The organism is Bacillus stercoris (assembly GCF_029772985.1).
Taxonomy (GTDB): Bacteria; Bacillota; Bacilli; order Bacillales; family Bacillaceae; genus Bacillus; species Bacillus stercoris.
The window spans coordinates 3,811,880-3,827,299 of sequence record NZ_CP121861.1 but is presented as its reverse complement, the minus strand read 5'-3'; the positions used below and the strand labels follow the sequence as shown (position 1 = coordinate 3,827,299).

General features: G+C 37.7%; 17 protein-coding genes. 12 read left to right on the top strand and 5 right to left on the bottom strand.

The window, feature by feature from the left end; translation table 11 throughout:
- Window positions 1-79 precede the first annotated feature (79 nt).
- The 6 genes from QA442_RS19795 to QA442_RS22280 all read left to right on the top strand — a co-directional run bounded on the left by QA442_RS19795 (window position 80) and on the right by QA442_RS22280 (window position 3,676).
- A complete protein-coding gene (locus QA442_RS19795) occupies window positions 80-1,327 on the top strand; it encodes a CynX/NimT family MFS transporter (protein ID WP_279473381.1) in 1,248 nt (415 codons plus the stop codon).
- A gap of 47 nt (window positions 1,328-1,374) precedes the next feature.
- Complete coding sequence (locus tag QA442_RS19790; RefSeq protein WP_279473380.1) at window positions 1,375-2,271, top strand: LysR family transcriptional regulator; 897 nt, start codon at window positions 1,375-1,377, stop codon at window positions 2,269-2,271.
- A gap of 51 nt (window positions 2,272-2,322) precedes the next feature.
- Window positions 2,323-2,559 carry a hypothetical protein gene (locus QA442_RS19785; protein ID WP_279473379.1) on the top strand — a complete coding sequence of 79 codons (237 nt, stop codon included), beginning with the start codon at window positions 2,323-2,325 and terminating at the stop codon, window positions 2,557-2,559.
- On the top strand, window positions 2,487-2,954 hold the full coding sequence (locus QA442_RS19780) for an MOSC domain-containing protein (protein WP_279474526.1): 468 nt from the start codon (window positions 2,487-2,489) through the stop codon (window positions 2,952-2,954). The genes QA442_RS19785 and QA442_RS19780 overlap by 73 nt, the downstream gene beginning before the upstream one ends.
- Window positions 2,955-3,063: 109 nt before the next feature.
- Window positions 3,064-3,366 (top strand): LysE family translocator, encoded by a 303-nt coding sequence (locus QA442_RS19775; protein ID WP_255220411.1) that lies wholly within the window; start codon window positions 3,064-3,066, stop codon window positions 3,364-3,366.
- A complete protein-coding gene (locus QA442_RS22280) occupies window positions 3,356-3,676 on the top strand; it encodes a LysE family translocator (RefSeq protein WP_095432077.1) in 321 nt (106 codons plus the stop codon). The genes QA442_RS19775 and QA442_RS22280 overlap by 11 nt, the downstream gene beginning before the upstream one ends.
- Before the next feature lie 186 nt (window positions 3,677-3,862).
- Here the strand turns inward: QA442_RS22280 and desA are convergent, their stop codons facing one another.
- On the bottom strand, window positions 3,863-4,891 hold the full coding sequence (desA, locus tag QA442_RS19770) for a Delta(5) desaturase DesA (RefSeq protein ID WP_095432076.1): 1,029 nt from the start codon (window positions 4,889-4,891) through the stop codon (window positions 3,863-3,865).
- Window positions 4,892-5,000: 109 nt separating this feature from the next.
- Between desA and QA442_RS22275 the strand changes: the two genes are divergently transcribed.
- Both QA442_RS22275 and cspC read left to right on the top strand, forming a co-directional pair.
- Entirely contained in the window at window positions 5,001-5,162 is a 162-nt protein-coding gene (locus QA442_RS22275) for a molecular chaperone TorD family protein (protein ID WP_139236140.1), read from the top strand.
- A gap of 243 nt (window positions 5,163-5,405) precedes the next feature.
- Window positions 5,406-5,606 (top strand): cold shock protein CspC, encoded by a 201-nt coding sequence (gene cspC, locus QA442_RS19765; protein WP_013351108.1) that lies wholly within the window; start codon window positions 5,406-5,408, stop codon window positions 5,604-5,606.
- 759 nt (window positions 5,607-6,365) lie between these two features.
- On the opposite strand, the gene QA442_RS19760 is transcribed toward cspC, so the two are convergent.
- From QA442_RS19760 to QA442_RS19750, 3 genes are all read right to left on the bottom strand, one after another.
- Window positions 6,366-6,827, bottom strand: coding sequence for a CarD family transcriptional regulator (locus QA442_RS19760; protein ID WP_080488105.1), 462 nt, complete (start codon window positions 6,825-6,827; stop codon window positions 6,366-6,368).
- A 795-nt stretch (window positions 6,828-7,622) separates the two neighbouring features.
- Window positions 7,623-8,507, bottom strand: a complete 885-nt coding sequence (locus QA442_RS19755; RefSeq protein ID WP_095432075.1) for a DMT family transporter — start codon at window positions 8,505-8,507, stop codon at window positions 7,623-7,625.
- Window positions 8,508-8,748: 241 nt separating this feature from the next.
- Window positions 8,749-9,630, bottom strand: a complete 882-nt coding sequence (locus tag QA442_RS19750; RefSeq protein ID WP_071582085.1) for an AraC family transcriptional regulator — start codon at window positions 9,628-9,630, stop codon at window positions 8,749-8,751.
- A 113-nt stretch (window positions 9,631-9,743) separates the two neighbouring features.
- On the opposite strand from QA442_RS19750, the gene QA442_RS19745 reads away from it, so the two are divergent.
- Window positions 9,744-10,670 carry a DMT family transporter gene (locus QA442_RS19745; RefSeq protein WP_095432074.1) on the top strand — a complete coding sequence of 309 codons (927 nt, stop codon included), beginning with the start codon at window positions 9,744-9,746 and terminating at the stop codon, window positions 10,668-10,670.
- A gap of 172 nt (window positions 10,671-10,842) precedes the next feature.
- Here the strand turns inward: QA442_RS19745 and QA442_RS19740 are convergent, their stop codons facing one another.
- Window positions 10,843-11,715, bottom strand: coding sequence for an AraC family transcriptional regulator (locus QA442_RS19740; protein WP_095432073.1), 873 nt, complete (start codon window positions 11,713-11,715; stop codon window positions 10,843-10,845).
- 224 nt (window positions 11,716-11,939) lie between these two features.
- Between QA442_RS19740 and QA442_RS19735 the strand changes: the two genes are divergently transcribed.
- From QA442_RS19735 to QA442_RS19725, 3 genes are all read left to right on the top strand, one after another.
- Entirely contained in the window at window positions 11,940-13,328 is a 1,389-nt protein-coding gene (locus tag QA442_RS19735) for an aminotransferase-like domain-containing protein (protein WP_141237725.1), read from the top strand.
- A 113-nt stretch (window positions 13,329-13,441) separates the two neighbouring features.
- Window positions 13,442-14,734: an MFS transporter gene (locus QA442_RS19730; protein WP_095432071.1), complete on the top strand. Its 1,293-nt coding sequence runs from the start codon at window positions 13,442-13,444 to the stop codon at window positions 14,732-14,734.
- A gap of 230 nt (window positions 14,735-14,964) precedes the next feature.
- A complete protein-coding gene (locus tag QA442_RS19725; protein ID WP_095432070.1) occupies window positions 14,965-15,333 on the top strand; it encodes a hypothetical protein in 369 nt (122 codons plus the stop codon).
- Window positions 15,334-15,420: the final 87 nt, after the last annotated feature.

The following is a 15,420-nucleotide window of genomic DNA, read 5'->3' as shown; positions in this document are numbered from 1 at the left end:
AAACACAAATGCTGTTGAAACAGTAAACATTCTGAAACTTAATGGTGTCATTGCGTGATACGGAGGGGCAATATTGATCATGGGTAATTCACAATTAACAAATTACGGAGGACAATCGCGATTGGATTTAAAGCCTAGGATAGGATGGCTTATCATAGGTATCATCCTAATTGGCGCAAATCTCAGAGCTTCACTAACATCGGTTGGTCCGCTAATAGCTGCAATTCGTGATGACTTGGGGATTTCTAATGCACTGGCAGGAGTCATAACCACAATACCTTTACTTGCTTTTGCATTTTTATCCCCTTTTGCTTCTCATTTAGCTCGGCGTTTTGGTATGGAGTTAACCCTATTGATGTCCTTAGTGATATTAACAATTGGGATTGGAATACGTTCGTTTGTTGGAAAAGAAACATTATTTATAGGAACGATTTTAATCGGATCATCAATTGCCATTGGCAATGTTTTATTACCCAGTCTTATCAAATATCATTTTATGAAACAAATAGGTATGATGACAGGACTTTATGCAGTATCTATGAATTTATTTGGAGCTGTTGGCTCTGGTATAAGTATTCCGATTTCGTCATCTTTAGGTTTGGGATGGTCAGGGGCTCTTGGATGTTGGGGGCTTTTATCTCTGCTCGCTATTTTTATTTGGCTGCCACAACTGCAATATCAACAAAAGTCTGTTCAGGTTGAAAAAACAGGAGAGGAAGTGAAATCCATCAGCTTATGGCGTTCTAGGCTAGCGTGGAATGTGACGTTATTTATGGGGTTTCAATCTTTCATTTTCTACACAGTGATTACATGGATACCTGAAATTCTTGAAGAAAAAGGGGTAAACACTCATGAAGCTGGCTGGACGTTGTCTTTAATGCAACTTGCTATGCTTCCTGTAACATTTCTCGTTTCTATTTTAGCTGGACGTTTAAAAAGCCAGCGGTTATTAGTAGCTGCAGCTGCTTCTCTGTTAATTTTTGGGTTTGTTGCTATCATGTATGGGGATACACTTCTTATGCCTTTATGGATGATCATAATTGGAATCGGAATTGGATGTGCATTTAGTTTAGCTATGATGTTCTTTAGCCTGCGTACTCAAAATGCGAACGAGGCAGCTGAACTTTCAGGTATGGCTCAATCTTTAGGTTATCTTCTGTCTGCTATCGGGCCTGTTTTATTTGGTTGGTTACATGACGTTACACATAGTTGGACGGCTCCTTTATATATGTTAGTTTTTACTTCAGTAATTGTTTTGATCTCGGGAATAAGGGCAGCGAAAAACGAATATGTGCCCATCAAAGGATCGAGTTTAAAGGCAACCTAATAGAGACAGACTATAAAGTACTATTCATTTCCTAAAGGAGGCGCGAGATGGAATTAAAACAACTTGAATATTTCTATGCAGTATGCCAAGAACTTCATTTTACAAGAGCAGCTGAAAAAGTAGGAATTTCTCAGCCTTCTTTAAGTCAACAAATTAAGCTATTAGAACATGAAATTGGCACTCCGTTATTTGATCGTATTGGTAAAAAAACAGCACTTACTGAATCAGGAAAGCTTCTCTTACAGTATACTCGCAAAATTTTTTATGAGGTAGAACAGGCTAAGACCTCAATAGATGAATTAAATGGACTTCAAAGAGGGACAATTTTGGTTGGCACTTTGCTGACAGTCGAGGATTACCTGATCACGCCTACTTTACTGAGTTTTCATCAAAAGTACCCTGGTGTGAAGGTATCCGTTTTTGGGTTGCGTACTGGGGACATTCACAAACAACTCATAGAAAATAAGTTGGATTTGGGAATTGTATTCTTACCTATGAAAGGCGATGAATTAGAATCAATTTCTTTATCCACAGAAGAAATGGCTTTTGCAGTGCCTGAAGGTCACCCGTTAGAGAATCAGGATGTGTTAGATGTAGAGGTGTTAAAGACAACACCCTCAATTTTACTCCCTCAACAGTATTTTATTAGGAATCTTATAGATGAAGCTTGTAAAGACTTAGGATTCCTTCCGAAGCCGATTTTTGAAATTACAACCATGCAGTCTTTAATCAATATGGTTATGAAAGGGGTAGGAGTAACAATCCTTCCTAAACCTTATTTAGAGTACCTTAATCACCCTCATATAAGAATCATTCCAATTTTAAAATCTAATCTTTCTCGTGAAATTGGAGTTGTGTATAGAAAAGATAAATATTTGAGTGCTGCAACCCATGCTTTTATTAGTGCGCTTAAAGAAACTGTATGTAAGCCAAATAACGAGTGAGATCTTGATTGAATACTGGACAAAATAACTCATGGCGATTGAAGGGGTATCATGAATAGACAAATCATTCATTTAGCTGTTGGAAAACCTAAGGAATATGATTGGAATCATCGAAAAGAAATGTCCGCGATAGGTAAGTCGACTGTATCATCTATTGAGCTGAAAAAAACCGGCTTGTTGGTGATGACGTTGCGAACCACAAATTTCACGGCGGCATTGATCGAGCAGTATGTTTATATCCATTTGAGCATTATTCTAATTGGGAACGAATGTTTAACAAAAAAATGACTCCGCCTATTTTTGGAGAAAATATTACTGCAACCGGCATGTTGGAAGAACAGGTTTGTATAGGTGATGTGTATAGAATAGGTGGTACCATCATTCAAGTAACACAAGGAAGAGTGCCATGTGCAACTATATCGAAATACAATGAAGAGAGAGATTTTCTGAAGAAAGTGGTCGAAACATGTCTAACCGGCTATTTTTTTCGGGTGCTACAAGAAGGGAAAATTGAGTCTAATTCAGACATAGAGCTTGTTGAAAAGGACCCATGTGACATATCTGTACTTTCTGCCACACAAGTTCTGTTTCATCAAAAAGAGGATCAAAAATCAATTGAAGAAATATTAAAAATCGATGCACTCGCAGAGGATTGGCGGAAAAGATTTTTAAAACTGTTGTGAGTTTTTAGCATGGAGTTGTGCAAAAAAGTTGGTTCATTGACATTTAGTTATTGAAATTTGACTAGATGAAATGTGGAATTTTAGGAGTTGAAATTAATGTTTGGAATTCATGATCTTTTTTTTGTTTGTATTGTCATCATTTGTTTTTATAGCTGCTCCTGGCATAGACGCTGTGTTTGTATTAAGCAGAAGCATCTCGAACGGCAGAGCTAGTGGTTTTGCTGCATCTGCTGGAATTGCTTCCGGCGCTTTTGTTCACACAATACTAGCTACTGTTGGATTATCCATTATCTTAGCGAAGTCGGTTGTTCTGTTTACTGCTATAAAAATAGGTGGGCTATATTTGATCTACATTGGAATGAAAGCACTTCTTAAGAAAAGTGACGGAATAACTTTAAAGGATACAAGCTAATGAGACGCTTAAAAAACATTATATCCAGGGGGTTATTACAAATATCGCTAACCCTAAAAACATTCTGTTCTCTTTATCGTTTTTGTCTCAGTTTGCATCAACATCAGGATCGACTGTGTCATTGTCATTTCTTATTTTAGGAAGCACCTTCGCCGTTATAGCCTTAGTGTGGTACATCTTAGTAACGTATTTTTCAACGATGGCCACAAAAACACTTAAAGACAACAAAAAATTCAATAATATTCTCAATAAAGTATCAGGAACAGTATTTATTGCTCTTGGCTGTAAGTTGATGGTTAGTCAAAAATAATTTTTAGGGGTAGTCATAAGTGTCTACTCCTTAAAGCAGCCTCCAAGTATATGTCATATCGTCTCCTTATATGAGTGTATTTGGAACTGAAAAAGTGCTGACCTCTGCACAACATCGTTGCGCGAGTCTGCACTTTTATTCTGCAAGATACACTGTCCCTTATCATCGATTATGGGGGAGTTTATTTTAATCCGTTGTTAGCCGCGCTGATACTTGGCTTTTAGAGGCTTTTTTTAAGTGGCTAAAACCGACAAATTTTTTTCCTTCTTCATCCCATAGGCGGAACTTTAACGACTTAAGACTAGTTGCCAATGTAATGGTCGGGACGTTTTGCAATGGTTCAGTGTTGTTATGCACTTTTTCAAGCTTATAATTGGGGACTCTTGGGCTTAAGTGATGAACATGATGAAAACCGATATTGCCTGTTAGCCACTGCATGACTTTTGGAAGCTTATAGAAAGAGCTTCCTTCAACTGCTGCTTTTACATATTCCCAATGCTCATCTTCTTCAAAATAAGAATCCTCAAACGTATGCTGAATATAAAACATCCAAATTCCTAGAGAGCCCGATATCATAAAAATCGGCACCTGAACCAGCAGGAAGTTCTGCCAGCCAATAGCCCAGCATAAAAGTGCTGCGAAAACGACGATCCCCAGATTCGTTACATACGTATTCATCCGCTCTTTGCGTTTTGCCCCTTTACGATTAAAACGATTGGTAATCCCGAAGACGTAAATCGGCCCAATAATAAACATAACAAATGGGTTTCTGTACAAACGGTACATTATTTTTGTCTTCGTTGAGGCTTCCTTATATTCCTCAACGGTCAGTACCCAAATATCGCCTGTACCGCGTTTGTCCAGGTTGCTGCTTGTCGCATGATGGACAGAATGGTCGTGTGCCCAATGATCAAAAGGATGCAGAGTCAGAATTCCTGTTAATGTTCCAAGGATTCGATTCGCCTTTCTGTTCTTAAAAAAGGAATAGTGGCAGCAATCATGAAAGATGATGAAGGTTCTCACTAAAAAACCCGCCGCAACGACAGAAATCGTTAATGTAAGGAAATAAGAAATCGACAAGCTTTTATATGCCAAATACCATAACAGGAAAAACGGTACCAATGTGTTAATGATTTGACAAATACTTTTGTGTAAATCGGACTTTTCATAAGGTGTAACCAGTTTTCTCAAAGTCCTTAGGTTTTGTTCTTTCATTTTTAAAAGTTTCTCCTTCCCTGGTGATCTTCTAAGTGTAGAAAACGTTTTATAGCCTTTGAAGGCCCAACGTCATACACCACATATATGATAAGTATTCTTCCCATCCATCTGTGAAATTATTGGAAATAATAAACTGATTTCCAGTTTATTATTAGCAGAGTCAGCCGGGATACAAAAAGCGTATGAAGATTATACCCAGCACTTTATCGGGTCAAACTCTCTCAATGCTCCCCTATGGGAATCGATTTATTTAGACCGTGAACATTGATTGTTTGAGGAAAGAGGTTTTGGACAATGATAATGAAGCAATGAGGGTATCCACATGTTTAACAAATAATGCTATGAGGAAAACGGAAATATTAATTTGCAGTTATTTCCGATTCCTGATATAATAAAGAAGAATTATTTTTGTTCGGTGTAAAGGATAGTATGAATATTGACTTTTCGTCTTGATGATACTTTGGGCAAGGATAGTATATACTGTGTGGTTACACACTAGGAGGCAACAAAAATGGAACAAGGTACAGTTAAATGGTTTAATGCAGAAAAAGGTTTTGGCTTTATCGAACGCGAAAATGGAGACGATGTATTCGTACACTTTTCTGCAATCCAAAGTGACGGATTCAAATCTTTAGACGAAGGTCAAAAAGTAACGTTTGACGTTGAGCAAGGTGCTCGTGGAGCTCAAGCTGCTAACGTTCAAAAAGCTTAATCTTAAATCGTTTATACAAACAGGCTCTTTATATAGAGCCTGTTTTTTTATGTCTATATCATACCCAATAAAAAACCCTACTCAATGTTCGAGTAGGGAGATGCTACAAGGTAATAGAAAAAGATTTAAAACTTCAAAGGTTTGTTTACAGTATAACATACTGGGTTGACAATATGCGGAATGTATATAAATTAATTACTTTTCTTTTCGAATACAACTGCATTTTCATTTTTCACTAACTGCCCGTAAATGTAAGTACAAGACTTCATAATCTCAAGTCCTACAAAAAACCATTTGCAGATAACCTCGATAGAAAAAGATATTTTTTTTCCTGTCCAAATGCTTAGTAGCCGTTAGTCGGGACCAATACTATTTTAGCGAGGAAGCAAAAAACCAGTGGAGATAAGAAATTCTTAAAGATAGAGTGGAAATTGATTCTTTTTTCTTCTAGAAATAATCACTTAGAGATACCCCTAAAACAATGAAAGCCCTACCTCTCTTTCATCCTTACGGCTCCTTGTCCGTGCCAGTGTGAATCAGGATTATGAAAACAAGTGACTATTTTATCAAGTTTTTTGATAAAACTTCAAAAGTTCGTAGAAGAAATTTAATATAATAAAAATGGATTAGATTGTAGAATAACAAAAGAGGTTAATACTCTAAAAGTAAGTTGAAGAAGTTGAACGTTTTGAAATGGATTTACTTTTTTAACATAATATTATTGAAAATTCAGGATATTCATGCAATACATAATTAACCTTAGCAGAAACTTTTTATTTGTTTTTCAGTGATTCCTTTAATTACTTCCAGTTCACTAATCAAAAATTCATATGCGTTTTCCAACATTTTTTTTTCGCTTGAATTAAGTGCTTTTTCTTTCTTCATGCGCATTAAATCACGTACAACTTCAGCGCCTTCTTGTATTTCACCCGTTTTTATTTTGTTCGTGTTTACTATATACCTTTGCTTCCACGGCAGTAACCTATCTGATTCTCCATGCTGAAAAATGTGTATAATGTGTTTTAATGCACGGATATCAGTAACTGGTCGTATACTTGAACTCAATATTTTACGCGTTGGAATCATAACTGTCATATTACTGATTGACATTCTTATGACATAATACTGTTGTTTTTCCTCTAAGAATTCTTTTTCTTCTATGGCTTCAATTATACCTGCTCCGTGCATTGGATAAACAATGTTATCGCCAATTTGAAACATATCATCCACCTCCATATATGGTAACCTTCTTAAGATTACCATATATGGAGGTGGAATATCAAACTTTTAATAATAACATGATCGAATTTTTGGTGTCAATAACTTTTTTCAAAAAAACAGATTAAGCAAAAACAACATCAAAACAATAGGGAGCGTGTCGGATTCCCAATAAAGGAAAGGTCAAGTGACCCGTGTATATCCTGAAACCTCGACTTATTAACATAGATCAGTTTTTCATTGAAAATGAGTTATTCAATCTCCCTTAGGAATTCATGACTTGGCTCATAAAAAAATGTTGGTATGAAATTAGACAGGCGGTTACTTTAACAGACAGGTTACCAGTGGCATGTTTGCTAATCGATATGGGCACAAATTTAATCATAAATTTCTAACAATAATTCGTGGATAGAGAGTGCAATGAAAACAAGCTTTCATAACTAGTGATATGGTTTTAAATGTTGAGGACTTAGTTGGTGAATAACCCGTGATGGTTCAAGTCTCTCGGCCCAACCAATGATATCAAGGGATGAAGACCTTGGGATTTTTTTGTGCTTATTTTTAAATGATCTACTGCCCACAAACGGCCACTTACTTCATGATGCATGTTCACTTATCTTGCGGACAGAAAAAGGTTTGCTGACAGGGAATTTGACAACCATCAAATGAGTATTGAGGCGAAAAGAAAAATAAAGAAAGGAGAGATTATAAATGAAGACCAGAAACATAAAGAAGTAAAGTGGAAAGAAACAAAGTTAATTGAAAAGCAAACTATATAAAATAGTTTGCTTTTTTTGGTTATGAATTCACTTGTTTTTCTTTCTCTTTAATCACTAATAAAACACCGCTAAGAATTAAAAACGAACCTATCCAAAATGTCCCGCCTATTTGTTCTCCCAGCAGAAGCCACCCAAGTAATGTTCCAACCAGAGGCTGAAAAAAGAAAAAGAGGCCTCCACTTGAAGCGTTTAATAATTGTAACCCGCGATTCCACAATAAAAAGGCACAAGCTGTTGAAACAATTCCCAAATACAGAAGACCACCTAGAATTTTAGGGTCAAGCAGCTGGGATGTGAAAATCGTGCTAGGTTTTACAAAAGGAGTTAGCGCCACAATGGCAACAAAAGTTGAATACGTTGTAACAAGTATAGGTGAATAACTGCTTGGAACGCGTTTGATCAGCACTGACATAAGTGCCCATGTAAGTGCTGCAACAAGCAGAGAAATACCGCCAAGCTGATGAGATGTATCAATATGTCCGTTTCCCACAATACATAATACACCTATGGTCGCTAAAATAATTGAGATTCCTTTTTTGATAGTCAATGGTTCCTTGAGTAATAGACGAGCGAATATAACCATAAACGCTGGTGTGGAAGACGTAATAATTGCTCCCATTTGTGCTGAAGACAACATCGTTCCATATTCTTGTGTAACAATTGAAATCGTGTTGCCAACAATTCCAATAGCAATTATTAACAAAAGGTCGGGTTTATGAATTTTCCAAGATTGTCTCTTTATGAAACCAATGATAAGAAGTGCAAGGATGGCGATTACGTACCTCATCCAAACCAGTTCAAAAGGCGGAATCACTGCGACAACAACCTTAACCACAACATACATGCCATCCCAGATACTAGCGGCTAAAGCTAAATATATAGAACCTAACAAGGTATTTTTCATTTTTTAGTTCCCTCCGTATTTAAAATTAGGTCATTACATGCCCTAACGGAGAGAAGTAGTCACTTTACTCCATTAAGGGCGGAGCAGTGCTACTGGAACATCATTTTCAAATAGTGGAGCTAAAAACATGTTGATATCACCTCGATTTTTAAGTTGTTTCTCATTATACAATGCCGTTTTTAAAACCGTAAACACTTTAAAGGGTACCATTAACAGGAACCCCATTTCTAAACTTGATAAATTAATGCTTCATATGAATTTTTTTGTATGTTAATGGTGTCATTTTCATCGCTTGTTGAAATTTACTTATAAAATAACTGGTACTGTTAAATCCAACTTGATAAGACACGTCTGTCACATTGGAGTCAGGGTGCTGCAGTAATAATAAGCTTTTTTGAATTCTATAATCCATTACATAACGTAATGGCGTTTGATTCAGCATTCGTTTAAAATAACGGCAGCATTCAGAACGGCTCAGTTGGCCAGCTTTTGCAATGTCCTCTAATGTGATTTTTTCAGCATAATGGAGATGAATCCAGTTTAACATTTGTTTCATTCGATGGCTTTTTATCATTTCAGATTGATCGTACTCTAATTGAAAACCATTAACGACCAGGTTTTTCCACATTAACGTTAATTGCATGGTAATGTCAATCTCATAAAGAGATGTCTTTTGTTGAATCAATTGATTTATTTTTTTTACAGCTTCTAGAATATTTTTTGCCCAATGTTGATTTCCGTCCAAATATAAATAGGATAAATTGGTTGAAAACATATAGGGCTGAACGTAGCTTGAATAAAGTTCTTGAGATAAAACGAAATGGGGTGATACATTTAAGCAAATATACGTACAATCCGAGCCATCCTTTTCTTCTGCCATGTGCAGGCAGCCACTATTGATAAATAATCCATCCCCTTCTTGAACCACTATTTTTTCTTCATTTATTTGAAAGACAGCTATCCCTTTTAGTATCAAAACAAATTGAATTTCATCATGCCAATGAAGCGGAATATAGCCATTTATATTTTGATTGATCCTTGTCTCGTAACAGGCAACCGGTAATTCTACCGTCCGGTGCTCTGTTAATTCTTTTAAATTTTGATCGATCACAAAATTCTTCATTCGGACATCCCCACCTCAATATATTTATATTTTTTTATTATATTTGAGTATTTTTTATAAAGGTATGCATTTATCATAACACTATTATTATATTTATTAGTGAGGAGTCATGTATGAATACTTCCAAAAGAGCAATAGGATTGTTCTATGTTATAACAGGGGCTACATGTTGGGGAATTGGAGGCACAGTAGCCAAAAAACTTTTTCAAGAATATCAAATTGATGTCAATTGGCTTGTAACGACACGCTTGCTTACGGCTGGAATGCTACTTTTGATGCTTCAATTGTTCAGAAAGGAACGGTCTCAGGTTATTGGGGTTTGGAAAAACAAAGCGTCAGTTGGTCAGCTTCTAATTTTTGGCTTATTGGGAATGCTTGCTGTGCAGTACACATATATGGCATCCATTCAACACGGGAATGCTGCCGTTGCTACATTATTGCAATATTTATCCCCAGTAATCGTTATTATCTACTCGCTTGTGCGAAAACAAACTGTTCTTGCCAAACAAGATATCATTACTGTTGTACTTGCTTTAGCGGGTTGCTTCTTTTTGTTAACAAATGGTTCAACGTCCCAACTTTCAGTGCCGGCAGCTGCAGTAGTATGGGGAGTTTTATCAGGATTTGCGGCAGCTTTTTATACTTTATATGCCGTTGGTTTATTACATAAATTTGATTCTCTTGTTGTAGTGGGGTGGGCGATGGTGATCGGCGGTTTTGCATTGAGCTTTATCCATCCGCCATGGCAGCTGGATTTTCAGCGTTTACCCGTTGAAGCGTATGCATATATCTTATTCGTGATATTATTTGGAACAATGACTGCGTTTTGGTTCTTCATAAAAAGCTTGGAAAGCCTTTCTCCAAAAGAAACAAGCCTGCTTGGCAGTCTAGAGCCTCTATCAGCAGTTGTAACAACTGTCGTTTGGTTAAAAGCGCCATTTGGTTCTTTTCAATGGGTCGGTGCTTTCTGTATTATTGGGATAACTTTAATATTGGCTTTAAATAAAGAGCCTTCTATGCAGAGTGAAAAGTCGATATGAAAGATTAGGAATCATGCAAATCGGGATATATAAGGGCTTGAACGGTCCAGCAATGAAAAACACTGGTGGAGTTTGAGCCCTCTCGGCTGCATCAGGGATACCAAGGGGATTGCCGCCCTTGGTATGATTTCTTCAAGAACCTTCAATGCCTCTTCCCTGATCGAAAACAGTATTACTTTTTTGCAATTGGTATCCAAATTTCACTTTTAAATGATGGTGATGTTACATCCTTATGCTCATTCCACAGTATTTCCGGGCCTTCTATTTGTTCGTAATTTGACGATGGAAACCATTCGGAATAAATGCGTCCCCACACTTCTTGCAGTGTATCCGGAAATGATCCAATGGCTTCGAATACCGCCCATGTTGAGGCAGGAACTTCTAGCTGTGAGAGGTGATTTGGACACTGCTTTGTTGTAGCTGCACCAATATAGTGATCAAGTTCTCCTTTTTCCTCTGTCCGACCTTCAGAAAAATTTGTGGATGCGCTAATGAGCCCTAATGGTGCTACATTAGAAAGCGATTTTAGTTCACTTATTGCTTCTTCATCTAAACTTTCCCACATAGCTGCAATTTCCGGATGAATCCCTTTGAAAATAATAGGAACTCTTTTTGTAATCCCAACAATGCGAAATGCCTCTTTTTCTTCAATGCGATAGTTCATTTCACTTCCTCCTTTGATTGATAATTGGAAGGTCATTTTTGGATAAGCTTTAAGAGAATGGCCATTAAGCCTGGCTTTTGATGGGTTTACGCCATGTAAGTTTTGGAATGCCCGTGTAAAAGAATCTGGTGAGTTATAACCGTACTTGATTGCGATATCAATCACTTTTGCATGGCTGTCTTTCAGTTCAAAAGCTGCAAGAGTAAGTCGTCTGCGGCGAATATATTCCGATAATGAAATACCTGCAAGGAAGGAAAACATCCTTTTAAAATGATATTCAGAGCAGAAAGCAAGCTTTGCTGCTTCTTTAAAATCAATATCATGAGTGAGGTTTTCTTCAATATACTGTAATGCCCTGTTCATACTTTTAAGCAAATCCATTTATTTGGCCTCCTTTAACCAAAGAATAACAGGAGTGAAATTTATCTATCCGACATTCTGTGCACAGTTTTGCAGGATGCTTATATGAAATAAAGTAAGTGATTCACTTGTATTTGTACAGGTTTTATTGAAGCATGCTGTTCACAAAAGGCATCAATAAAAGAAAGTTATAATTGTCTTATAAGCAGCACATTCATATAATTGAGTGAAAAAGGGTGCGAATCATGCCTATCAATTCTTTTGAAAACTATCCGATGAGCTGGAAGCCATCGATTGATAAAGCTGAAAAGCCTATTTATAAAGCAATTGCAGGGCAATTGGAACAGGATATTATAAACGGAGTATTATTACCTGGAACAAAACTTCCTCCGCAGCGAGAATTGGCCGATTATTTAGATTTAAATGTGAGTACGATTTCCAAAGCGTTTAAAGTGTGTGAGTTAAAGGGGCTGCTGAGTGCGACTGTAGGGAGCGGCACATTTGTATCGTATGATGCGTTATCGAATGCGTATTTACTTGAGGATACAAAGCCGACACATTTAATTGAAATGGGAGCAATACTTCCAGATCACGCTTCATATGAGCCCTTGTTACACCAGCTGAAAAACATGGTTCAGGAGGAGGATTATGAAAAATGGTTTAGCTACGGCCGGGCAGGTGAAAGCCTTTGGCAAAAGGATGCAGCTGTAAAGCTCATCCAAAGAGGCGGATTTGAAACAACTGTTGATCACATTTTATTTGCAAATGGGGGGCAGAATGCGATTGCTGCAACATTGGCGAGTCTTTGTAAGCCTGGAGATCGCATCGGTGTTGACCATCATACGTACCCTGGCTTAAAAACTGTTGCATCATTGCTTAGTGTGCAAATTGTACCGATAAAATCAGAAAACGATGAAATGAGTCCGGAGTCACTTGAATATGCGTGTAAAAACGAAAATATTAAAGGTTTATATTTAATCCCGGATTATCATAATCCGACGACTTCCTTTATGTCTGTTGAGAATCGAAGAATGGTTGCAGATATTGCAAAGAAATACAATCTGTTTGTTATTGAAGATGCATCGTACCATCTTCTCAACAAACATCCGCTTCCGGCACTCGCTTCATTCGCACCGCAACAGGTTATTCATATTGCAAGTTTATCAAAATCGTTAGCGCCAGGCCTGCGTTTGGCTTATGTAGCAGTGCCGAGGCAATATAAGGAGCTAATATCAAAGGCGCTTTATAATTTAAATATAACCGTTTCCCCGCTATTAGCTGAACTTACTGCTCGCACGATTGTATCAAATCAATTTGAAGTCTTAATTGAGCGTCATCGTGAACAAACCATTCGCAGAAATCAACTCGTAAACCGATATGTTGCGGGATATACATGTTTAGGCATTGAAACAGGCATTTTTCGTTGGTTGTTGTTACCGGGTAAAATGACTGGTGCCGAATTTGAAGAGTTGGCTGCGCGACATGGCGTGCAAGTGTATGCAGCTGAACGTTTTGTAGTGGGAAATAGTTGTCCTGAAAGAGCTGTAAGGGTTTCTGTCTGTGCACCGAAAACACTTGAAGAGCTTGAGCAAGGATTAATGATCTTAAAACGTTTGCTAGACGGCCTTACCTAATATTGTTTGCCATACAATTATGACATTGTATGGCTTTTTTGTGCATGTTATGATGATCCACATCTAGAGGAAGGTTTATACAAATTTAGGCTTTTAGAAAGGAAGGTCAGAATATGGCAAAGGACAGCGTAAAAGCAATAGACGTCCATACAGCTTCGTTACAAAGCTACATCAATTCCCCAGAAAAACAAAAATCGTTATACAAGCGTACATTATTCGTTGTGAGTATCTCACAAATTTTTGGCGGTGCAGGGCTGGCGGCAGGGGTGACTGTCGGTGCGCTTATTGCACAGCAAATGCTAGGCACCGATGCGTTTGCGGGTCTGCCTTCTGCTTTATTTACTTTAGGGTCAGCAGGATCCGCATTCATTGTTGGTAGGCTTTCTCAACGTTACGGCCGTCGCACAGGTCTTTCAGCTGGCTTTATGATTGGCGGACTTGGAGCAATAGGAGTGTTGATGGCAGCAATTTTAAATAGTATTTTCTTGTTATTTGCTTCATTGCTTATTTATGGTGCAGGAACAGCCACAAATTTACAAGCCCGTTATGCAGGTACAGACTTAGCAAATCATAAGCAGCGAGCGACAGCTGTTAGTATGACAATGGTTTTTACTACATTTGGTGCAGTCGCGGGTCCAAGTTTAGTGAATGTGATGGGGGATTTTGCTCTTTCTATTGGTGTTCCTTCACTTGCTGGTCCGTTCATTTTAGCCGCAGCGGCATATATGTTAGCAGGTGCAGTCCTTTTCATCATGCTTCGTCCAGATCCATTAGTTATAGCAAGAACAATAGAAGCGGCAAATGTAGAGCCTGGTAATAAAGGACATGTGGCGGCTGCTGAGCATACAGAAAACAAAAAAGGCATCATCGTTGGGGCAACGGTTATGATTCTTACTCAAATTGTAATGGTAGCTATTATGACAATGACACCGGTTCATATGAGTCATCATGGGCATAGCTTGGGTGCTGTCGGTCTTGTTATTGGTTTTCATATAGGTGCTATGTATCTCCCTTCACTGGTTACAGGTGCCCTTGTTGATAAGCTGGGACGTACTGCGATGGCGATTGCTTCTGGAACGACGCTTCTTCTGTCAGGTGTAATAGCAGCATTTGCTCCAGGTGATTCTATGGTTTTTCTTATCATTGCTCTTTCTTTACTTGGATTAGGGTGGAATTTTGGCTTGATAAGCGGGACTGCCCTTATTGTAGATTCAACTCATACTGCCACACGAGCTAAAACGCAGGGGACAGTGGATGTTCTGATTGCCTTGTCAGGAGCTGCTGGCGGAGCATTATCTGGAATGATTGTGGCAGGTTCAAGTTTCCTCGCATTATCACTTACTGGAGGGGTTTTGTCCTTATTACTCATTCCGGTGGTGGTATGGTCTAGGGCTGCTAAGGTGTAGGATTGTTTAGATTCCATTAATTTGTTATATTGTTAGATAAAGGTTTGTGAGTCGTTTAATATTCAAACCAAATATGAGTTTTTTCTTTAAATCTAGTTAAATAAGACATTTTGCTAAATATGACTTATCGATGTGACATATGAATGCATACCTTTCATTAGGTAACATAAAATGGTAATCGGCGTTAAAAAAAGGCCGGAATACTCGCTTTAGGTGAAGGAGTCATAACGTTGTTAAAAAGAATTTCTCTTGTTTTTGTTACATTAATGATGTCCATCGTTGCTGTTTTAGTGGCTGCCAAAGACTCCCCTGGAGATCACGTCATTTCATTTGATCAGCCTATTATCTTATTAATCTCAATTGGGATCGTTGTATTTTTATTTATCCCGCCATTAGCCATGTCTTTTTTCGATAACGGGGTTGTAAGAATCATATCAGGGGTATACCAATGTTTTATCGTTTTCGCTTTTCTGGGGCTCATTCCAATTGGATTTCTTATTCCCAATGGTTTTTGGACAATTATGGTTTCTATTGCAGGCACTTTAGTCAGTATAGCTAGTGTTGCAGTGACTTTATGTATTGGGAACAAAACAAGGTGAGAAGGCTATATGGGCCTTCTCTTTTTATGTTGTTGCATCATCTCCACTTTCAGCTTAATCTATTACATAATAGAGCAGGAATATATA